This window comes from Parerythrobacter lacustris (assembly GCF_024626475.1).
GTDB classification, from domain to species: domain Bacteria; phylum Pseudomonadota; class Alphaproteobacteria; order Sphingomonadales; family Sphingomonadaceae; genus Parerythrobacter_A; species Parerythrobacter_A lacustris.
Genome location: NZ_JANKHH010000003.1, coordinates 285,343 through 305,776, shown reverse-complemented (window position 1 = coordinate 305,776; position 20,434 = coordinate 285,343). Strand labels below are relative to the sequence as shown.

General features: G+C 64.9%; 20 protein-coding genes. 10 read left to right on the top strand and 10 right to left on the bottom strand.

All coding sequences use genetic code 11. The features are described from left to right. Positions 1–20: 20 nt before the first annotated feature. Positions 21–632, bottom strand: a complete 612-nt coding sequence (locus NSO95_RS04885) for a P-loop NTPase family protein (protein WP_257595039.1) — start codon at positions 630–632, stop codon at positions 21–23. Positions 633–642: 10 nt separating this feature from the next. Continuing rightward, positions 643–1,926 carry a heavy-metal-associated domain-containing protein gene (locus NSO95_RS04880; RefSeq protein WP_257595038.1) on the bottom strand — a complete coding sequence of 428 codons (1,284 nt, stop codon included), beginning with the start codon at positions 1,924–1,926 and terminating at the stop codon, positions 643–645. 71 nt (positions 1,927–1,997) lie between these two features. Here NSO95_RS04880 and purM point away from each other — a divergent pair, with 71 nt between their 5' ends. From purM to NSO95_RS04865, 3 genes are all read left to right on the top strand, one after another. Beyond that, positions 1,998–3,101: a phosphoribosylformylglycinamidine cyclo-ligase gene (gene purM / locus NSO95_RS04875; RefSeq protein WP_257595037.1), complete on the top strand. Its 1,104-nt coding sequence runs from the start codon at positions 1,998–2,000 to the stop codon at positions 3,099–3,101. A 114-nt stretch (positions 3,102–3,215) separates the two neighbouring features. Beyond that, complete coding sequence (purN, locus tag NSO95_RS04870; protein WP_257595036.1) at positions 3,216–4,178, top strand: phosphoribosylglycinamide formyltransferase; 963 nt, start codon at positions 3,216–3,218, stop codon at positions 4,176–4,178. Further along, positions 4,178–4,468 (top strand): hypothetical protein, encoded by a 291-nt coding sequence (locus tag NSO95_RS04865; RefSeq protein ID WP_257595035.1) that lies wholly within the window; start codon positions 4,178–4,180, stop codon positions 4,466–4,468. The genes purN and NSO95_RS04865 overlap by 1 nt, the downstream gene beginning before the upstream one ends. A gap of 253 nt (positions 4,469–4,721) precedes the next feature. Here NSO95_RS04865 and ndk read toward each other — a convergent pair whose 3' ends face one another. The 5 genes from ndk to NSO95_RS04840 all read right to left on the bottom strand — a co-directional run bounded on the left by ndk (position 4,722) and on the right by NSO95_RS04840 (position 7,835). Next, positions 4,722–5,144 carry a nucleoside-diphosphate kinase gene (gene ndk, locus NSO95_RS04860; protein WP_257595034.1) on the bottom strand — a complete coding sequence of 141 codons (423 nt, stop codon included), beginning with the start codon at positions 5,142–5,144 and terminating at the stop codon, positions 4,722–4,724. Between the two features lie 107 nt (positions 5,145–5,251). Then, positions 5,252–5,749, bottom strand: coding sequence for a hypothetical protein (locus NSO95_RS04855; RefSeq protein WP_257595032.1), 498 nt, complete (start codon positions 5,747–5,749; stop codon positions 5,252–5,254). Between the two features lie 23 nt (positions 5,750–5,772). Then, a complete protein-coding gene (locus tag NSO95_RS04850; protein WP_257595031.1) occupies positions 5,773–6,213 on the bottom strand; it encodes a DNA polymerase III subunit chi in 441 nt (146 codons plus the stop codon). Then, the gene (locus tag NSO95_RS04845) at positions 6,210–6,356 is read right to left on the bottom strand and encodes a DUF2256 domain-containing protein (RefSeq protein ID WP_257595030.1); all 147 of its coding nucleotides are present in this window, start codon (positions 6,354–6,356) and stop codon (positions 6,210–6,212) included. The genes NSO95_RS04850 and NSO95_RS04845 overlap by 4 nt, the downstream gene beginning before the upstream one ends. A gap of 21 nt (positions 6,357–6,377) precedes the next feature. Next, positions 6,378–7,835, bottom strand: coding sequence for a leucyl aminopeptidase (locus tag NSO95_RS04840; RefSeq protein ID WP_257595029.1), 1,458 nt, complete (start codon positions 7,833–7,835; stop codon positions 6,378–6,380). A gap of 100 nt (positions 7,836–7,935) precedes the next feature. On the opposite strand from NSO95_RS04840, the gene NSO95_RS04835 reads away from it, so the two are divergent. The 5 genes from NSO95_RS04835 (at position 7,936) to NSO95_RS04815 (ending at position 14,641) form a co-directional block, all read left to right on the top strand. Next, complete coding sequence (locus NSO95_RS04835) at positions 7,936–10,311, top strand: LPS-assembly protein LptD (RefSeq protein WP_257595028.1); 2,376 nt, start codon at positions 7,936–7,938, stop codon at positions 10,309–10,311. A 203-nt stretch (positions 10,312–10,514) separates the two neighbouring features. Continuing rightward, on the top strand, positions 10,515–11,804 hold the full coding sequence (locus NSO95_RS04830; protein ID WP_257595027.1) for a peptidylprolyl isomerase: 1,290 nt from the start codon (positions 10,515–10,517) through the stop codon (positions 11,802–11,804). A 16-nt stretch (positions 11,805–11,820) separates the two neighbouring features. Next, complete coding sequence (gene pdxA, locus NSO95_RS04825; RefSeq protein ID WP_257595026.1) at positions 11,821–12,837, top strand: 4-hydroxythreonine-4-phosphate dehydrogenase PdxA; 1,017 nt, start codon at positions 11,821–11,823, stop codon at positions 12,835–12,837. 103 nt (positions 12,838–12,940) lie between these two features. Then, positions 12,941–13,768, top strand: a complete 828-nt coding sequence (gene rsmA, locus NSO95_RS04820) for a 16S rRNA (adenine(1518)-N(6)/adenine(1519)-N(6))-dimethyltransferase RsmA (RefSeq protein ID WP_257595025.1) — start codon at positions 12,941–12,943, stop codon at positions 13,766–13,768. Between the two features lie 54 nt (positions 13,769–13,822). Beyond that, on the top strand, positions 13,823–14,641 hold the full coding sequence (locus NSO95_RS04815; protein WP_257595024.1) for a TerC family protein: 819 nt from the start codon (positions 13,823–13,825) through the stop codon (positions 14,639–14,641). Here NSO95_RS04815 and NSO95_RS04810 read toward each other — a convergent pair. From NSO95_RS04810 to NSO95_RS04800, 3 genes are all read right to left on the bottom strand, one after another. Further along, on the bottom strand, positions 14,638–14,793 hold the full coding sequence (locus NSO95_RS04810) for a hypothetical protein (RefSeq protein WP_257595023.1): 156 nt from the start codon (positions 14,791–14,793) through the stop codon (positions 14,638–14,640). The two genes, NSO95_RS04815 and NSO95_RS04810, sit on opposite strands and share 4 nt — an antisense overlap. Before the next feature lie 213 nt (positions 14,794–15,006). Beyond that, positions 15,007–15,561: a hypothetical protein gene (locus NSO95_RS04805; protein ID WP_257595022.1), complete on the bottom strand. Its 555-nt coding sequence runs from the start codon at positions 15,559–15,561 to the stop codon at positions 15,007–15,009. A gap of 71 nt (positions 15,562–15,632) precedes the next feature. Beyond that, positions 15,633–17,735: a malate synthase G gene (locus tag NSO95_RS04800; RefSeq protein WP_257595021.1), complete on the bottom strand. Its 2,103-nt coding sequence runs from the start codon at positions 17,733–17,735 to the stop codon at positions 15,633–15,635. Between the two features lie 354 nt (positions 17,736–18,089). Here NSO95_RS04800 and NSO95_RS04795 point away from each other — a divergent pair, with 354 nt between their 5' ends. Both NSO95_RS04795 and NSO95_RS04790 read left to right on the top strand, forming a co-directional pair. Then, entirely contained in the window at positions 18,090–19,298 is a 1,209-nt protein-coding gene (locus tag NSO95_RS04795; protein WP_257595020.1) for a hydrolase, read from the top strand. Continuing rightward, positions 19,295–20,311, top strand: a complete 1,017-nt coding sequence (locus NSO95_RS04790) for an arginine N-succinyltransferase (protein WP_257595019.1) — start codon at positions 19,295–19,297, stop codon at positions 20,309–20,311. Before NSO95_RS04795 ends, NSO95_RS04790 begins: the two co-directional genes overlap by 4 nt. The last annotated feature ends 123 nt before the right edge of the window (positions 20,312–20,434 follow it).

The following is a 20,434-nucleotide window of genomic DNA, read 5'->3' as shown; positions in this document are numbered from 1 at the left end:
ATTCTCCCACTTAGTCGGCGTCAGAGCAAGCGTGCTTGCTCGGGCCCCTGCAACGCCTCCAGCGCATCGCGCCAGACCGAGAGCGTCGCCGGCACCTTACGCTCGAGGCTCAGCCGGTCGATCGTTTCAACCAGCCGCTCCACTTCGGCAAAGCTGCGCTCCGCTCGCGGTACGAGATAGGTAAGTGCGCCCTCGCCCAGCGCAAGACCGCGCCGGGCGGCAAGATTTTCGATCAGGTCGGCAAGCATGGCATCGTCCGGAGCCCCGATTTCCAGGTGCAGCGCCGCGCCCATCCGGCTGCGCAGATCGGGCAGCGCAATGTCCCAATGCCCGCCGTCGACGATCATCAGCAGCGGATGGCCATCTTCCTGTGCGCGGTTCCAGCGATGGAACAGATCCGTTTCATCGATGCTGTCGGCCCCGTCGATGGCCTCTCCCCTGCCCTGCGCAGCGAACCACTTGCCGAGCAACGACTTTCCCGATCGCGGTGGACCGGTGAGGACGGCGGTGCGGAACGGCCAGGCGGCGGGATCGCGCAACGCCTCGATCACCGGAAGGTTGGCATTGCCGACCACGATCTGCTCGGGGTCCGAATCCCGGCGATGGGTCAGCGGAAGCGCGATCTGCGACATGGCGGCGGCCTTATCGCGAAATGGCGAGCGCGTTGCTGCCCTGATTGACGTTGAACCCGCGCGCCCGGAGCGCCGCCGCAAGCTCGGCCAGCGACCCGGCATAGCTGACCCGCATTACCGAGGTACCGCCGATCGCGAGGCTGCTGGTCGCCGCTCCGCGCACTCCGGCAGTCGAGCGCACGGCACCCAGCGTCGCGTCGATCGACCCCGCATCGGGGCTGGCGAACTGGACCACGTAGGAATTGACCACCGCGGCGACGGTCGGCGCAGCGGTCGGCGTTGCGGCCGGATCGGTTACGGTGTCCGCAGTTTCGCCCGCCGCCGCAGCGCGCCGCGCCGCTTCGCGTGCCTCGACTGCGCGCCCGATCTCGATCAGCCGCAGCAGCGCGGGATCCGTGCCTGACACGCCGACCGACAGCGTCGAGTCCGGCTTGAGCTTGCCCTGCGCGAGTGCGCTTTCGAACATACCGTCGAACCGCTTCACCGCCTGCGCCAGCATTTTGGGCAACTCGCCCGGATTGGCAGCTTCCAGCGTGAAACCGTCGAGATAGGTGTTGTCGGGACCGTAACGTGCCGTGAACACGCCCTTCACCGGGCCGCCGGGATATTGGTAGGTCAGCTTGGCAATCGGCACGAGTACGTCGGCCGCCTCGAACTCGTCGAGCACGTTGCGCCACCATGTGCGGCTGCGACGTCCGGTCTGGCCGAAGGTCATCAGGAGCGAATCCCCGCCGGCACCCGAGGGGCGGACATAGTCGATCGCGCTGGTCCCCGGATTGAACTCGGCCCAGGCGCGCTGCCACGGATTGCGCCGTTCGTAGACCATCTCGGTCCCCGCGCTGATCGTCACCGGGACCAGCAGCATCGGTGCGGAGCGGGTCTTCTGAGCATTTCCGCCAAGGTAGCGGCCGGCACGCGACCGGTCGAAAATCACGCCGAGCGTCGCGATGTAACGCCGCGGGCCGATCTGTTCCTGCTCGATCACGATGGAGGACACCATGCTTGCGATCTGGTTGTCAGGCATCGCAGGGCCCTTGAGCTGCGCCCAGGCCTTTTTCTGCGCCTCGCGCCAGCCGTTCTCGCGCGCTTCCTGCGCGTTGTCGCCCCGCGCATCGACCTTGATCCCGCCGACTTCGATATCGCTGCTGCCCGCGACCGCCGCGATGCCGCGGTCGCCCTCGACCTGCGCGGTCAGACCGCGCGCCAGCAGCACCGCCGCGAGCAGCGCCAGCAACACCGTGCCGACGATCAGAATGCGGCGCGCGGGGCCGGAGGTGGGGAAAGAAAGGGTCATCGGGGAAAACTCGCCGCCTTTTGCCGAAACAGTCATGGAAATCCAAGCGCGAATGACTAAAGCCTGTGCGCATGTCGAAAGATACGTCGCAGGAAAGCTACACCTATGCGGGTGCTGGCGTCTCGATCGAGGCGGGCAATGCGCTGGTCAAGGCGATCGGCCCGCTGGTGAAAGCGACCGCCCGCCCCGGTGCGGACAGCGAAATCGGCGGCTTCGGCGGGTTCTTCGATCCGAAGGCTGCCGGATACAAAGATCCGCTGCTGGTCGCTGCGAACGATGGGGTGGGGACCAAGCTCAAGCTCGCGATCGACCACGACCGGCACGACACCGTCGGGATCGATCTGGTCGCCATGTGCGTCAACGATTTGATCGTGCAGGGCGCGGAGCCGTTGTTCTTCCTCGACTATTTCGCCACCGGCAAGCTTGAGAACGGCGTTGCGGAGCGCGTGATCGCGGGCATCGCCGAGGGCTGCAAGATGGCGGGCTGCGCGCTGATCGGCGGCGAGACGGCGGAAATGCCGGGTATGTATGCCGAGGGCGACTACGACCTCGCCGGCTTCTGCGTCGGCGCGGTCGAGCGCGGCGAACAACTGACCGGCGAGAAGGTCGCACCCGGCATGGTGCTGCTCGGACTTGCCAGCTCGGGCGTGCATTCGAACGGCTATTCGCTGGTCCGGCGGCTGGCGGCAGACAAGGGCTGGAAGCTCGACCGCCCCGCCCTGTTCGACAATGAGCGCCTGCTGATCGACATTCTGATCGAGCCGACCCGGATTTATGTGAAGAGCCTGCTCGGCCCCATTCGCAGCGGCCGGATCGCCGCGCTGGCGCATATCACCGGCGGCGGCCTGCTCGAGAATATCCCGCGCGTGTTGCCCGAGGGCGCGCATGCGGTGGTCGATGCGGACGGCTGGGAGCAGCCCCGGTTGATGGCGTTCCTTCAGGCACAGGGCAATATCGAGCCCGAGGAGATGGCGCGCACCTTCAACTGCGGCGTGGGCATGGTGCTGGCAATCGCGGAAGGCGATGCTGGCGAAGTCACCGCCATGCTCGAAGAGGCGGGCGAGACCGTGCTGCACGTCGGGCGGATCGAGACCGGAGAGCGCGGCTGCACCGTGCGCGGCTCCGCCGGGACCTGGTCGGCGAAGGGCGACTGGGAGGCACGGCATCTTGCCTGAATCCCTTCGTCACCCTGAAATTTTTTCAGGGTCCATTTCGCCCCATGCGCGGATGGTGCTGGTGGCGAGATTGATGCTGAAACACATTCAGCATGACGGGTTCAGGCGGGCACAATGACGAAAGTCCGGGTCGCCGTCTTCATCTCGGGCAAGGGCACCAATATGGCCGCGCTGCTCTACGCCAGCCGCCAGCCTGACTGCCCCTACGAGATCGTGCTCGTCGCGGCGAACGATCCCGACGCGGAAGGTTTGCAAGTGGCCAAGGCCGAAGGTGTTTCGACCTTCGCGCTCTCGCACAAGGGAATGACGCGCGCCGAACACGATGCCGCGATGGAGCGGGAGGCCAGGGCAGCCAAAGCCGAATTCATCGTCCTGGCTGGCTATATGCGGATCCTGAGCGACGGATTCGTCCGTCGTTGGGCAGGACGGATGCTCAACATTCACCCCTCGCTGCTGCCTAAATATCCCGGCCTCGACACCCATGCCAAAGCGATTGCGGCTGGCGACAGCCACGCGGGAGCGACCGTGCATCTCGTCACCGAGGAACTCGATTCGGGCGAAGCGCTCGGCCAGATCGAAGTCGCGATCCGGCCGGGCGATACGCCTGATAGCCTTGCCGAGCGGGTGCGGATCGCCGAACACCAACTCTACCCGCGCGTGCTGGCGGACTACGTCTCGCGCGGGAACGATCCGGTGCATCTGCTCGCCCGCGTGCGCGAGCTCGCGCTCGCCTTGCCGCAGACCCACGAGCGCGAGAGCCACGGCTCTCCCGGTTTCCGGGTCGGGAGCGAGAAATCGGGCAAGTTCTTCGCCTATTTCGCCGACCGGCACCACGGTACGCCGCAAATCTCGCTACTGGTCAAATGCAGCAGCATGGACGAGTTGGAGGGCCTGGTGGAGGCGCAGCCCGAAGTCTACCATAAGCCTGCCTATTACGGCGCAAGCGGCTGGGTCGGGGTGATCCTCAACCGCCCCGATGTCGACTGGGATGGCATCGCCGACTGGCTGCAGCGCAGCTGGCGTCAGGTCGCGCCGAAGAGCGTTAGCCGGCTGATGGATATCGCGGACGAGTTCTGATGGGGCGGCGGGTCGGTTACCTCGCCGTCTATGTGGCGTTTTTCATCTTGCTGGCGGGCTGGAATGGCTGGAATGCCTACCACTCACCTTCCGATTGTGCCGACGAGGATGGACATGGTCCGGACCCCGGCTCACGCGAATGCGAAGCGAGCCTGGCGGGGCAGCACGAAACCCGCCCGATCGCCGTGCGGGAAGCCATAGTGAAGCCGCTGGCGATCGGCGGGGGTCTTCTGATCCTCTGGCTGGTCCTGCTTCCGGTCAGCAGGTTGCCGTTCTTCCGCAACGGCTGACGTGCAAGCGAATGCCACTGTCTTCTATGCGAAGAAGCGGTCCCGCCTCACCGTATACCCCGCACTAATGTCATTCCCGCGAAAGCGGGAATCCAGAGGACAGAGCTCGCCATGGATCCCCGCCTTCGCGGGGACGACAAAAAGTGATGGATCTCAGAGACCGGATCAGGATAGCGATTGGGAAGGACACGATCGCCAAACGAAAAGGGCCGCCCACCAGGACGGCCCTTCCGAAATTCGAGGATGCCGAAAGTCAGCCGACGATTTCGTCTTCGTTGAAGAAATAGGCGATTTCGATCGCGGCATTCTCGTCCGAGTCAGAACCGTGGACGGTGTTGGCTTCGATGCTCTCGGCCAGTTCCGCACGGATAGTGCCGGGGGCGGCATCCTTGGGATTGGTGGCACCCATGATGTCGCGGTTGGCCTGCATCGCGTTTTCGCCTTCGAGCACCTGCACGACCACCGGGCCGCTGATCATGAAATCTACCAATTCGCCGAAGAAGGGGCGTTCCTTGTGCACCGCGTAGAAGCCTTCGGCCTGTTCGCGGCTCATGTGGATGCGCTTCGAGGCGACGACGCGCAGGCCGGCCTCTTCCAGCATCTTGGTGACGGCGCCGGTCAGGTTGCGGCGGGTGGCATCGGGCTTGATGATCGAAAAGGTGCGGGTAGCCGCCATGGGAAGTTCCTTAGACAGGGGGAAATGAGGGTGAATTTCTTGCGCGCGCCCCTAGCCCCGCCCCCGCGATTGCGCAAGTGCCTCGCATTGCGGGCAACACAGGTGATTCAGCCGCCCGACCCGATCATCAGCTGGCCCTGCGTCTTGCCGTCGCTCCCCGGGACGGTGCTGAAGGAGAAGGCCACGCCACCTGCGGCCTTTCCGCCGATGATCTGCGACTTGTCCGTGAGCAACTCCTTATCGACCGTGATCCCCGCATCTTCCGCGGCCTTGCGATAAAAGGCGACCAATTCATCAGGCTTTGCATCGCTAATGAACCGGAGCAGTGCACCATTGTCGCCATTCTGGTTGAACGTCGCCGATTCCAGAACCTCCGCACCGGGATAGAGCTTGAAGCCGAGCGGCAGTTCGGCGCTCGTCGCCGGGCCACTGCGGATGGTCGCGGTCCCGCCTTCGGCTTCGATCGTCGTGGTTTGCGTGCCATCGCTGCCGGAGGTCGAGATTTCTGCACTGGAGCCGTCCTGATCCTCGACGGTTTCCCTGTCGCCCGATCCGCAGGCGGCGAGTGCAAGGGTCAGCCCAGCGACTGCAATCCGGTTCCGCATCATCACTCTCCTACTTCGCGCAATCACAACTTGCGCGTCCATTTGCCGTTTTCGAGTTCCCAGAATTCGCGCTCCAGCCCCTCGCGCGCGTCGAAATTGCGCCACGCCGGGCGTGCCGCCTCGCGTGCGCCATCGTCGAACAGCAGCAGGACGCGGGCGAAACTCTGCGCTTCCTCGCGCCATACGCCATCCGCCAGGATCGCCGTGGTCGCGCCATTGGCCGCATCGCAGGTCTCGCAAATCAGCAGCGGCTGGCGCTCGGCATGCGGCTCGCCCGCCATCCCGTGTGCGAGGAAATCGGCCGGCCGCTCTTCCCACAGCGCGCGGCTCAACCGCTCGCGCAGCGCCGCATCCCCGGCGATTACCGCCAGCCGCTCACCCTGTTGGCGCGCAGCCTTCGCCAGCAGCGGGAGCACCCGTTCAACCGGTTGCTGGCCGGAAAGATAGAAGCCGATCCGGTTCATGCCTCCACCCTCCCCTTGTTCCTGCGGCACCGCTCGGAGCAGTAGCGCACGCTATCCCAATCCCGCTCCCACTTTTTGCGCCAGGCGAAGGGCAGGCCGCATCCCGCGCAGGTCTTGCTCGGCAGTTCGGCCTTCTTGCGCATGCGGGCGATGGCGCGTTCCCTTCAGCCTTCGATCGTGTTGCGCACGAACTGGTCGATCAGCCGTACGCCATAGCCGGTCGCGCCCTTGCCCCAGGTGCGACCGGGCTTCTCGGACCATACTGTCCCCGCAATGTCGCAATGCGCCCACGGTGTGTCGTTCAGGATGAACCGCTTGAGGAACTGCGCGGCGGTGATCGATCCGGCTTCGCGCGGGCCGATGTTTTTCATGTCGGAGATCGGCGAGTCGATCAGCTTGTCGTAAGCAGGCGCCAGCGGCATGCGCCACAGCTTATCTCCGGTCTGCTTGCCAGCGGCGAGCAGATCATCCGCCAGCGCATCATTGTTGGCGAACAGCCCGCCATGCTCGGTGCCGAGTGCGATCACCATCGCCCCGGTCAGCGTGGCGAAATCGACGATCCGCGCGGGTTTGTATTCCACCTGAACCCAGTGCAGCGCGTCGCACAGCACCAGCCGCCCCTCCGCGTCGGTGTTGAGCACTTCGATCGTCTGGCCCGACATCGAGGTCACGATATCGCCCGGACGCTGCGCCTTGCCGTCGGGCATATTCTCGACCAGACCCATCACCGCGACGATGTTGGCCTTCGCCTTGCGCTTCACCAGCGCGAGCATTGCGCCCGCCACCGCGCCCGCGCCGCCCATGTCCCATTTCATATCCCACATGCCGGGTCCGGGCTTGAGCGAGATGCCGCCAGTGTCGAAGGTCACGCCCTTGCCGACGAAGGCGACCGGCTTCTCGTCACCGCCGCCTTTCCATTCGATCGCCAGCAGCCGCGAGGGCTGTTCGCTGCCCTGCCCGACGCCGAGCAGCGCGCCCATGCCGAGCTTTTCCATCGCCGGGACATCGAGCACGGTGATCTTGGCTCCCGTCCCGGCAAAGCGCTCCTCGCAGCGTTCGACGAAGCTGACGGGGTAGATGACGTTGGCGGGTTCGGCGACCAGTTCGCGGGTGAACTCCACCCCCTCCGCCAGCGCGGCATTGTCGGCCCATTCGGCTGCGGTGCCGTCAGGCGCGCCGATAACGGTCGCCGACGCGAGGGTGATCTTCTCCTCGTCCTTCATCTTCGTGCGGTGGACATCATAGCGCCAGGCGCGCAGCCGCAGACCTAACAGCACCGCGCAGGCCTGCGTCGCATCGAGCCCGCTGTCGGTCAGGTCGAGGAGCACGCCGGTCGCGCCCGAGGTAAGGAAGCGCGCGGTGATCGCCGCACCCGCCTTCTCGCAGTTTGCATGCCTTTCGCTCGATTCCGCATCGCCCGCACCCGCCAGAGCGACCCGCACCGCGTGCCCGTCACGCTCGACGAAGCTGTCGAACAGCTGGCCAGTCGTCCCCTTGAACCGCGCAGCTTCGGCCCCTGCCACCAGCGCTGCTTCAAGCCCCGATGACATCTTGCCCTTGTCGACGATATGCGCCACGAGCCGCGCGTCCGAAGGCCGGGTGTCGGTGAAATTGATCTGCATGGGTTCTCCAGAAAGTTCTGATCTTCCAATAGGCGCGTTCCATCGCGCTGCATCGGCTATGGCGATTGCGATTAGGCGCGGGCAGTGCGATAGGCAAGCCATGCGCCGCGCCGTCCTCGTGCCGGATTATTCCGTTCGCCGCCGGATCGCCGCGCTGGGAGTAAGCGTGCTCGGGATGTCGGCCCTGTGGGCGCAGCCAGCTCTCGCACAGGTGGAAAGCGCGACTGGCGACGGCGAGGTCATCCCTATCGTCACGACTGGGCCAGTACCGGTGCGGCAGCCGATCGACACGGACGAGCCGGTTCGCGTCGTCACACCAGAAGACGGCTTCTTCGATCAGCCCCCCGCTCCTCGGCCCGCCTCGGCCGACCGAGTGATCGATTTCGAAGCCGACCAGATCGCTTACAATTCGCAGAACGACACGGTCACTGCCAGCGGGAACGTGATCCTGCGCAGCGAGGACCGCTCGGTCCGCGCGAACGAGGTGGTGTGGAGCCGCCAGACAGGCCAGATCGTCGCGAGCGGCGGCGTGCGCTTCGTCGACGAGGCGGGCAACCAGCTGTTCACCGAGCGGGTCGAGCTGACCGAGGAATTCGAAGCCGGATCGATGGACGAGCTGTTGCTTGCCCTGCGCGAGGGCGGCAGGCTGGCGGCACGCTCGGGCGAACGCGGGGCGGATGGCACCGTGGTGCTGATGGATGCCGCCTACAGCGCCTGCGCGGTTGTCGATGCAGACGGTTGCGACAAGGATCCGAGCTGGCGCGTCACCGCCGATCGCGTCACCTACGATCCCGACGAGAAGCGCATCCGCTTCAAAGGTGCTTTCCTCGAACTATTCGGGGCCCGCATCCTGCCATTGCCTGGCCTTGCAGTGCGGACCGACGGCAAGGGGGAGAGCGGTTTCCTGGTCCCCGATCTGAGGGTCTCGGAATCGAACGGGGTGGAGGTTTCCGGCAGCTATTACTGGCGCGTGGCCGACAACAAGGACCTCGAGCTCACCGGGTACGTCTTCAGCGAAGCGCCGCCTATGGTGCAGGCTAAGTGGCGCCACCTCGCCGCCGAGGGCGCGTACCAGATCACCGGTTATGTCACCCGCAGCGCCCGGATTGCCGACTTTACCGGAACACCGACGACCGAGCGCGACCTGCGCGGATACATCGACGCCAATGGCAAGTTCCAGTTCACCCCCGAATGGAGCATCTCCGGCTCGCTGCGCCTCGCGACCGACCGCACCTTCCTGCGCCGCTACGACATCAGCCGTGACGACCGGCTGCGATCGACGGTCAATGCGGAGCGGATCGACGAGAAATCTTACCTTTCGATTTCCGGTTGGGCGACCCAGACCTTGCGCCTCAACCAGGACCAGGGACAGGTGCCGATCGCGGTGCCGATCATCGACTACCGACGGCGCATGGACGACCCGACCGGGCTCGGCGGGACACTCGAGCTGCAAGCCAATACGCTTTCGATCGTGCGCGACAAGGGTCAGGATACGCAGCGGGCCTTTGCGTCTGCTCGGTGGGACCTGCGCCGGATGACCGGTCTCGGCCAGGTGGTAACACTCAGCGCTCTGGCGCGCGGCGATGTGTACCACAGTGACGAAAATGCGCTTACCGCTACGGCACTCTATCGCGGCAATCCGGGCTGGGAGGCGCGCGGGATCGCAGTCGCCGCGATCGACATGCAGTGGCCGTTCGTGGGCGAGGCGTTCGGCGGAACGCAGGTGCTTACCCCCCGCGTGCAAATCGTCGCCAGCCCGCCGATCCGCAACCTCGCCGTCCCCAACGAAGATGCACGGGCGATCGACCTCGAGGATTCGAACCTTTTCGCGCTTAACCGTTTCCCCGGCTATGACCGGGTCGAGGATGGCGTGCGGGTGGTCTACGGCTTCGACTGGGACCTGCAGCGGCCCGGCTGGCGGGTCAAGACGACCTTCGGTCAATCGTATCGGCTCGACAACGAGCGCGGCATTCTGGTCGACGGGACCGGCCTCAGCGAGCGGGTTTCGGACTTCGTCGGGCGGACTGAAGTCCGCTATCGCGATTTCGTCCAGCTGACCCACCGCTACCGGCTGGACAAGGACAATTTAGCCATCCGGCGCAACGAGTTCGACGCGACCATCGGCAGCAAGAGCACCTATGCCGAGGTCGGCTATCTGCGGCTCAACCGCGATATCGCTGCGGGGATAGAGGACTTGCAGGACCGCGAGGAACTGCGCCTGTCGGCCCGCGTCGCCTTTGCGCGGTACTGGTCGGTGTTCGGTTCGGGCGTGTTCAACCTGACCGATGCGCGGGAAGACCCGCTGCTGACATCGGACGGGTTCGAGCCGATCCGTACCCGGGTGGGGGTCGCCTATCAGGACGACTGCCTCGAGATGGGCCTGACCTGGCGCAGGGACTACACAGATGCGGGCGATGCCCAGCGCGGCGACACCTTCCAGCTCTATTTCGCGATCCGCAATTTCGGTTTCCGGTAGGCGGAACCTACAAGCATTGGCAGCGGCGCGAGCTTCGGCTATCTGACCGGCGCACTCAGCTTCGGTTAAGCCGCGCTGGCCGAGGTGCGATAAGGAAATCTGCGCGAAACGGCGCGCGAGAGACGGAACAGCTATTCGTGATTCATAACTACTGTACCAGGCTTCTAGGCGGGCTTGCCGCGCTTTCGCTCGCCGCAACTCCGGTGATTGCTCAGGCGCAGGCAGCCGAGGAGACTTTCGGGCCGACCAACATCCCGATCTCGGTTGTCGGCCCCAAGCTGAACGACCCGAACAACCGCGCGCCGGTGGCGGTGGTCAATGGCTCCGTCATTACCGGCACAGACCTGGCCCACCGCGTCGCACTGCTCGTTGCGACGTCCGGCGGCGAACTGCCCGAGGAAGAACTGCAGCTCGTGCGACTTCAGGTGCTCAGCAACCTGATCGACGAGACCCTCCAGATCCAGGGCGCCGAAGCGCAGGAGCTGGAAGTCGAGACCGCCATGGTCGAAGGGCGCTATGCCGAAGTGGCACAGCGCAATTTCGGCGCCACCGCCGATGCGATCGACAAGATGAATGAGCAGATGCTCGCTTTCGGTTCCTCAGCTGCCTCGCTCAAGCGCCAGATTCGCGGTGAGATCGCGTGGCAGTTGCTGCTGCGCCGCAATGTCATCCCGTTCATCAACGTTTCGGTCGAAGAGGCGCAGGAACAACTGGCGCAACTCGAAGCCACCCGCGGATCGACCGAATACCGGATTGGCGAAATATACCTCAGCACGACCCCTGAAACGCGCCAGGCGGTGTACCAGACGGCAGTCGGGATCGTCGAGAGGTTGCGGCAAGGCGGCAATTTCCAGGCCTATGCCCGCCAGTTCTCCCAAGCCTCGACCGCGACCGTCGGCGGCGATCTGGATTTCGTCCAGCTCAACCGACTGCCGCCCGAGCTCGCGCGTGAGGTCGAACAGATGCAGGTCGGCGAACTGGTCGGCCCGATCGAGGTCCCGGGCGGCTTCAGCATCGTCCTGCTGATCGACAAGCGGCAGGTCCTTATGGCCGACCCACGCGATTCGATGCTAAGCCTGAAGCAAGTCTCGATCAGTTTCCCGCCGGATATCTCGGACGAGGAATTCACTAGCCGGGTCAATGCGTTCGGCGAGGCGATGTCGCAGGTCGGCAGCTGTGAATTGGCAGATGCCAAGGCTGCGGAGATCGGCGCGCAGGTTGTGCCCAACAATTCGATCCGCGCCCGCTCGCTGCCGCCGCAGCTACAATCGATCCTGCTCGAGATGCAGCCGGGCCAGTCCACCCCCGGTTTCGGCTCGAAGGAAGACGGTGTGCGGGTCCTGATCCTGTGCGACAAGCAGGCTCCGCCCGCCGCCAGCGGCAAGACCGTGGCGCAGATCCAGCAGGAAATCGAGAACGAGCGGATCGAGAAGCGGGCGAACGCTTACCTGCGCGATCTGCGCAACGACGCCGATATCCAGTTTCCCGGCTGAACCGGGCGAGGGGGCGATGGCTGACCATTCCGGCCTGCCTCCACTCGCCATTTCGCTGGGCGATCCTGCCGGTATCGGGCCCGAGCTGATTGCCGCGGCCTGGGCGCGTCGTGAGGCGGAGAAGCTCCCGGCTTTTTGCGTCGTAGGCGGCGCAAGGCTGCTTGCCGAAGCGGCCAGCCAGCGCGGACTGGCGGTCGATATTCAGGTCATCGCTGATCCCGGGGAGGCTTTGGCGGCGTTCACCGTAGCCTTGCCGGTCCTCCCATTGGCCGATTGCGACTACACCCCGGGTGAACCAAGCGAGCAAGGCGCTGCTCTGGCCCTTCATTCGCTCGCCGAAGCGATGCGGTTTGCACTGGTCGGCGCGGCCTCGGCGTTGGTGACCGCGCCGGTCGCCAAGTCGCAGCTGGTCAAGGTCGGGTTCGAATATCCCGGTCAGACCGAATTCCTCGCTGAAGCCAGCGGGCTGGATACCGAAGCAGCGGTGATGATGCTCGCCGGGCCGAGCGTACGCGCGGTGCCGCTGACGATCCACTGCGCAATCGCCGAAGTCCCGGCCCGCCTGTCGATCGAATTGATCGTGAAGAAGGCCACCATCACGGCCAGCGCGCTGCAACGCGACTTCGGAATTGCCAACCCGCGTATCGCGGTCTCCGGCCTCAACCCGCATGCCGGCGAAGGCGGCAGATTCGGGCGCGAGGAGCTCGATATCATCGCGCCCGCTATCGAGCTGCTCGTGTCTCAAGGGATCGATGCCACTGGCCCGCACCCGGCGGATGCACTGTTCGCACCGCGCCAGCGCGCGACCTTCGATGCCGCGATCTGCATGTATCACGACCAGGCGCTGATCCCGGTCAAGGCGCTCGATTTCGACCAGGGGGTCAACGTCACGCTCGGCCTGCCGTTCGTGCGCACCAGCCCCGACCACGGCACCGCCTTCGACATCGCAGGAAAGGGCATTGCCGATCCCGGCGCGATGATCGCGGCAATCCGCATGGCGGGCGGAATGGCGGCACGGCGGGCCGCAATATGACCCGTCATTGCGAGGCGCGCAGCGCCGCGGCAACCCAACGAAGTCCCGCGCGAGGGCTCTGGATTGCTTCGCTTCGCTCGCAATGACGGTATAGGGGTACGCCATGACCGTGCCCGACCTGCCCCCCCTACGCGACGTCATCGCCCGGCACGGCCTTTCAGCCTCGAAAGCGCTGGGTCAGAACTTCCTGTACGACGCGCAGCTGCTCGACCGGATCGCTGCCATCCCGGGCGACCTGCGGGGCAAGGCGGTGCTCGAGATCGGCCCCGGGCCCGGAGGGCTGACCCGTGCATTGCTCAAGGCCGGAGCCCGCGTCACTGCGATCGAGATGGACCGTCGCTGCCTCCCGGCCCTCGCCGAACTCTCCGACGTTTATCCCGGCATGCTCCGCGTGGTCGAAGGCGATGCGGTGAAAATCGAGCACAGCGATTTGGTGGGCGGCGAGCCCTTCGCGGTGGTCGCGAATCTTCCCTACAACGTTGGCACCGCATTGTTCGTTCGCTGGCTCGGAGGAGAAGCCTGGCCCCCGCAATGGACCTCGCTCACGCTGATGTTCCAGCAGGAGGTCGCGCAGCGCATCGTCGCACAGCCGGGGGGCAGCACCTACGGCCGGTTGGCGGTGCTCGCGCAATGGCGCAGCGCGGCGAGCCTCGCGATGAAGGTCCATCGCAGTGCCTTCACCCCGCCGCCCAAGGTGATGAGCGCGATCGTGCACGTCGTGCCTGCCGTAATGCCGGAAGGTGTGTCCGCCCGCATGCTGGAACGGCTGACCGAAGCCGCCTTCGGACAGCGGCGCAAGATGCTGCGGCAGAGCTTGAAGGGTGTTCCGGGCGCGCTTCAGGCACTCGAAACGCTCGGTATCGACGAAACGCGGCGAGCGGAAACGCTCGGCGTCGCGGATTACATCGCCCTCGCCCGCGAGCTGGGCTGAGGACGCCCAAAATCGCGCTTGCGCGGTGTCGAGCGGTTCGGCACAGGCAGACGCATGGATATCATGGCACTCCTCTCCGATCCCGCCGCTTGGCTGGCGCTGCTCACCCTGATCGCGCTCGAGGTGGTCCTCGGGATCGACAACCTCATCTTCATCGCGATCCTGTCGAACAAGCTGCCCGAACATCAACAGCAGAAGGCGCGGCGCATCGGCCTTTCGCTCGCACTGATCATGCGGATCGGCCTGCTGATGGTGATCGGCTGGATCGTGACCTTGCAGACACCGCTGTTCGATCTCGGCATATCGGGCGCACCGAACGAATATGGCGATGCGACTTTCGAGACGGCGTTTTCAGGCCGCGACCTGATCCTGCTCGCCGGCGGTTTCTTCCTGCTGTGGAAGGCGACCAAGGAGATCCACCATTCGATGGAGCCGGGTGACGACAGCGGCGACCTGCTCGACAAGACGCCGGGCGTTGCCGCCGCCGCCACCGCCACCTTCGGCGCGGTGATCGTGCAGATCATCGCGATCGACCTCATATTCTCGATCGATTCGATCCTCACCGCCGTGGGCATGACCGATCATATCCCGATCATGGTCGCCGCTGTGGTCATCACCGTCGGCGTGATGATGGTCGCTGCCGATCCGCTGGCGCGCTTTATCGAGAAGAACCCGACGCTGGTGATGCTCGCGCTCGCCTTCCTGGTGATGATCGGATTGGTGCTGATCGCCGACGGCTTCGGCTTCCACGTGCCGAAGGGCTATATCTACGCCGCGATGGGCTTCTCGGTCGGGGTGGAGATCCTCAATATCGTGCAGCGGGGCCGGCGGCGCAAGACGCTGGAAGCGGCGAAGGCGGCGGAAGCAGCCTAGCTGATTGCGGGCCGGTTCAGCGCCGGGTCTGTCTGCACCATCTTCGCGGCAATCTGGGGTGACTGTTCGGCCGCCCATTCCATGATGTGGCGATAGAGGTACACCGCAGCACCTTCACCCCCGCCACCGAAGGTAATGGGTGGATCGCCCATGTGACCCTCGATGAGAGGCCGGAAGGCGATTCCGCGCGCAAACTGGAGCGGCAAATCGAGGCTACCTTCGGCCAGCGGCCCAAGATTTTGCGCGAAGGCCGCAAAAGTATATTGGTGCGCACGAAGAACACCAGACGTGGGCCTTGACGAAACGCGGCGGGCGGAAGCAAAAAGCGTGGCGGACTTTGTCAGCGTTGCGAAGGCAATGCTTCCCTAACGACTTCCGAGATCGCTTTGGCCAACATTTGAAAGCGTTTTGCAACTTTCTCTCACTGACTCCTCGAATATTTGGCAAGCGTTATAGTTCTGGTCGCCAACAATTAACTTCGTCTGCGCTATTGCCACAGCCAATTCGATCGGTTCATCCAGGGTGTAGTTTCGTGGATCGTTTCGTAAAATGACAGTATCTGAACGCGATGCATACTCAAGAAACCCCTCGCAGGTGAACTGCGCTTTCAATTCACGCACGCAGCTAGAGAATGCAGATTCATCTCGAACTTCGACGGGCGATCCGCCGTTGTTTAAAGGCTGCGTTTCACACCCAAAAATAGCGCACCCGAGATGCTGGTCGAGGCCCCTCCCGGTCCGGGCCTGCAAATATAGCAATCCGACAAAAAGTATGCCGGACAAGGCAATCAGATATGGTCGATAGCGAGGCCTATCCGGCCCAGTAGCCGGATGCTGATAGCCTAAGTACTTGAGTATCAAGCCAATAATTGCAGCAGCAAGTCCAGCAAAAAGCGCGTACTCGATACGCAGTCCCCACATCGCGACAACCCTCCAGAACGCGAGATATCCTCGATTTCGGGAACTACATCAACGATAATAGGCTGATTTGCTTAACCCGTTGCCTTCTCTCGCAACCTCCAAGCGTGAAGCAGCGGTTCGGTGTAACCGCTCGGTTGCTCGACGCCTTTGAACACCAGTTCGTACGCCGCCTTGAAGGCGAGGCTGGTGTCCCAGTTGCCCGCCATCGGCTGGTAGAACGGGTCACCCGCATTCTGCGCGTCGACCTTGGCGGCCATGCGGTGGAGGCTGTCCATCACCTGCTCACGGCTGCACACGCCGTGGAGTAGCCAGTTGGCCATGTGCTGCGACGAAATGCGCAACGTCGCGCGATCTTCCATCAGGCCGACGTCGTTGATGTCCGGCACCTTGGAGCAGCCGACCCCGGCGTCGATCCAGCGCACGACGTAGCCGAGCAACCCTTGCGCGTTGTTGTCGAGCTCCTCGCGCACTTCGTCTTCGGACCAGTTGGTGCCATCCGCCAGCGGGATTGCCAGCAGCTCGTCCACCGGCGGGATATCGCCGAGGCCCTGCTGGACCTCGAAGACGTCGCACTGGTGGTAATGCAGTGCGTGGAGCGTGGCGGCGGTAGGCGAAGGGACCCAGGCGGTGTTGGCCCCTGCCTTCAGATGGCCGATCTTCTCGATCATCATCTGACCCATCAGGTCGGGCGCGGCCCACATGCCCTTGCCGATCTGCGCCTTGCCCGAGAGGCCGTGCTTCAGGCCGATCCCGACGTTGCGCTTCTCGTAGGCGGCGAGCCAGCCGCTGGTCTTCATTGCGCCCTTGCGGATCATCGGCCCGGCCTGCATCGAGGTGTGGATCTCGTCCCCCGTGCGGTCGAGGAAGCCGGTGTTGATGAACACGATGCGGTCCTTCACCGCGTGGATGCAGGCGGCGAGGTTGGCCGAGGTGCGTCGTTCCTCGTCCATCACCCCGACCTTGATCGTGTGGCGCGGCAGGGCGAGAAGGTCCTCCACCGCATCGAACAGGTCGTTGGTGAAGGCGCATTCCTCCGGCCCGTGCATCTTCGGCTTGACGATATAGATGCTACCGTGGCGGCTGTTGCCATGCTCGGCATGGCCTTCCACGTCGAGCGCGCCGATCGCGCTGGTGAACACCGCGTCCATGATGCCTTCGGGGATTTCGGAGCCATCCTCCAGCAGGATCGCCGGATTGGTCATCAGATGCCCGACATTGCGCACGAACAGCAGGCTGCGCCCGTTCAGCGCGTGCTGGTTGCCGTCGGCGTCGCGGTAGAGCTTGTCGGCGTTGAGCGCGCGGGTCATCTGCGCGCCGCCTTTCTCGAAAGTTTCCTGCAAATCGCCGCGGATCAGCCCGAGCCAGTTGGTGTAGGCGAGCGTCTTGTCCTCGCCATCCACCGCCGCGACCGAGTCCTCGCAGTCACAGATCGTCGTCAGCGCGGCTTCGAGGTTGATGTCGGCGATGCCCGCGCGGTCGCCCTGCCCGATCGGGGATTCCGGGTCGAACACGACCTCGACATGTAATCCGTTGTTGCGGAACAGCATGCCACTGGCGGTCTCGCCGACGTATTGCCCGGGATCGGCGAGTACGATGTCGTCGCGGCCCGCGATCTTGGTCCAGCTGCCATCGGCCAGCGGCAAGGTTTCATCGAGGAACCTGCGCCCGCGCGCGATCACCGCCTGCCCGCGCAGCTCGTCGTAGCTGCCGGGAAGCGCTGCCGGCGCGTCGAGCGCGTCGGTGCCGTAAAACGCATCGTAGAGGCTCCCCCAGCGCGCATTGGCGGCGTTGAGCAGGAAGCGTGCATTGAGGATTGGGACCACCAGCTGCGGCCCGGCCATGGTCGCGATTTCCGCATCGACATTCCCGGTGCCGATGGTGAACGGCGCGGGCTCGGGGACGAGATAGCCGATTTCCTCGAGGAAGGCGCGATAGGCGGCCGCATCGTGCGTCTGGCCCGCGCGATCCTTGTGCCAGGCGTCGATCTGCGCCTGCAGCGTGTCGCGTCTGACCAGCAGCTCGCGGTTGCGCGGGGCCATTTCGGCGAGGAGCGACGCAAAGCCGAGCCAGAAGGCATCGGCATCGCGGCCGAGCACCGGAAGTACCTGCGTCTCGAGCAAGTCGGCCAGGCCGGGGTACACCTGCAATCCGGCGCGCGTGACGTAATCGGTCATGAATCCTCACAAATTTGCTTCGCGCACGCGGGTGCACGAGGGAATGATAGCGGCAAATCCCGGGGAGGACGAGGCGCGCTATGGCCAAGCGGGCGCGGCTTTGCAACGCCTCAAAGCCCCGCTCTATTCAAATTGCGGTTGTATTCCTCGCGATCAGTTTGCCCTCTCGTTGTCATTCCCGCGCACGCGGGAATCCATGGCACCGGGGTCGTCTTGGATCCCCGCGTGCGCGGGGATGACAAAGATGGTGACAATGCGCCAGACCTTCGCCGTCTCTGTCGCCAAGGCTGGCTAGCCCCCATGTTAAGAACAGGGGTGGAGGCTGCGCCGATCCCCCGCTAGAGCCGGTTGCAGATGAAACCGGATAGCCAGACCGAAGCGCTGATCGCGCCGATCGAGCAGGATGCAATGCTCGCGCACGCCTGCGAATGGAGCGCGATCAACACCGGCACGGCGAACCTTGACGGACTGGCCGATCTGACCGGCATGCTGGCCGACGCCTATTCCGCCCTGCCCGGCGATCTTGAGCTGGTCGAACCCGCGCCGGTGACCGCGATCGACCCCGACGGGCGCGAGGTGGAGCGGCAATTCGGCAGGCACATGGTGCTGCGCGTGCGACCTGCGGCGGAGCGGCGGCTGCTGTTCACCGGGCACATGGACACGGTGTTCCCCAAGGATCACCCGTTCCAGCTCCAGCAGTGGCTTGACGAGGACACGCTGAACGGCCCCGGCCTCGCCGACATGAAGGGCGGGATCGCGGTCATCCTCCACGCGCTCAAGGCGTTCGAGATGAGCGAAGACGCACATCGCATCGGCTACGACGTGCTGATCAATTCGGACGAGGAAACCGGCTCGCTCGCCTCCGCCCCGCTGATCGAGCGACTGGCGCAAGGCAAATACGCCGCGCTGACCTACGAACCCTCCGCCCTGCCCGACGGCACGCTGGCGCACGCGCGTGGCGGCAGCGGGAACTATTCGCTCACGATCACCGGCAAGTCCGCCCACGCCGGGCGCAATCCGCAGGACGGGCGCAACGCCATCGTTGCGGCGGCGGCACTGGTGCTGGGCGTCAAGCGGCTCCAGCGCGAAGACTGCCCGGTCAACCCGGCGAAAATCGACGGCGGCGCAGCGAACAATGTCGTGCCGGACCATGCTGTGCTGCGGTTCAATATCCGCCCTCGCAGCCCCGACGACGCCGACCGCTTCGAGACGGGGCTGGCGATGCTGATCGGCGAAGTGCAACAGGCACACGAGGTCTCCATCCATCGCCACGGCGGCATCACCCGCCCGCCCAAGACGGTCGACCGCCGCGCGCAGAAACTGTTCGATCTGGTGCGCAATTGCGGCGCCTCGCTCGGGCAACAGATCGGCTGGCAGCCGTCCGGCGGGGTGTGCGACGGCAACAACATCGCCGCCTGCGGGATCCCGGTGGTCGACACCATGGGTGTGCGCGGCGGGGCGATCCATTCGCCCGACGAGTATATGATCGTTTCATCGCTGCGCGAGCGGGCGGCCCTGTCCGCGCTCGTGCTGCACAGACTTGCATCGGGGGACCCGCTTTGACCTTCCGCCTGCGCGCCGCGCGCGCTTCCGATCTCGAACCGCTGTACGAAATGGCCAAGCTGACCGGCGGCGGCTTCACCAATCTGCCCGCCGACCGCAAGGCGCTTGCCAGCAAGCTCGACCGCGCCGAGCAGGCCTTTGCGCGCGACGAGGACAGGCTGGGCGACGACCAGTTCGTGCTGATCCTCGAGAACACGCAAACCGGTGCGGTGCGCGGCACCTGCCAGATGTTCAGCCAGGTCGGACAGCAATGGCCGTTCTATTCCTATCGCCTGAGCACGCTGTCGCAGCATTCACAGGAACTCGACCGCACCGTGCGGGCGGAGATTCTGGGCCTGACAACCGACCTCGAAGGTGCGAGCGAGGTCGGCGGGTTGTTCCTGCATCCCAACGAGCGCGCCGGCGGGCTCGGCCTGCTGCTCGCGCGCAGCCGCTACCTGTTCATCGCCATGCACCGCGCGCGCTTCGCCGACCGCGTGCTGGCGGAACTGCGCGGCATCATCGACGACCGCGGCGGATCGCCGTTTTGGGACGGGGTCGCCGGGCGGTTCTTCGGCATGACGTTCCAGGAAGCCGACTATTTCAACGCTATCAACGGCAACCAGTTCATCGCCGACCTGATGCCCAAACACCCGGTCTATGTCGCCATGCTCAATGACGATGCGCGCAGCGTGATCGGCCTGCCCCACCCCACCGGCCGCGCGGCGATGACTATGCTCGAGAACGAGGGATTCTCCTACGACGGCTACGTCGACATCTTCGACGGCGGGCCGACCATGCTGGCGCGGACCGACCAAGTGAAGAGCGTGAAGGAAGCGAAGCACGCAACGGTCGAGGCGGTCGATTGCGAGGGCGGCGAGCGCGCGCTGCTCGCGACCAGCCATCTCGACGGCTTCCGCAGCTGCTATGGCGAGCGTTGCATCAATCCCGACGGCTCGGTCACCATCGATGCCACGGCTGCCGAGACGCTCGACGTACAGCCGGGCGATATCGTGTGGAGCGTGGCGCGGTGAGCACCTAATCCGTCTTCGCGAGGAGCGCAGCGACGCGGCGATCCATGGCCCGCTCGTCTTGCCGATATGTTCGACCATGGATTGCCGCGCGACCTCCGGTCGCTCGCAATGACGAGTTTGAAA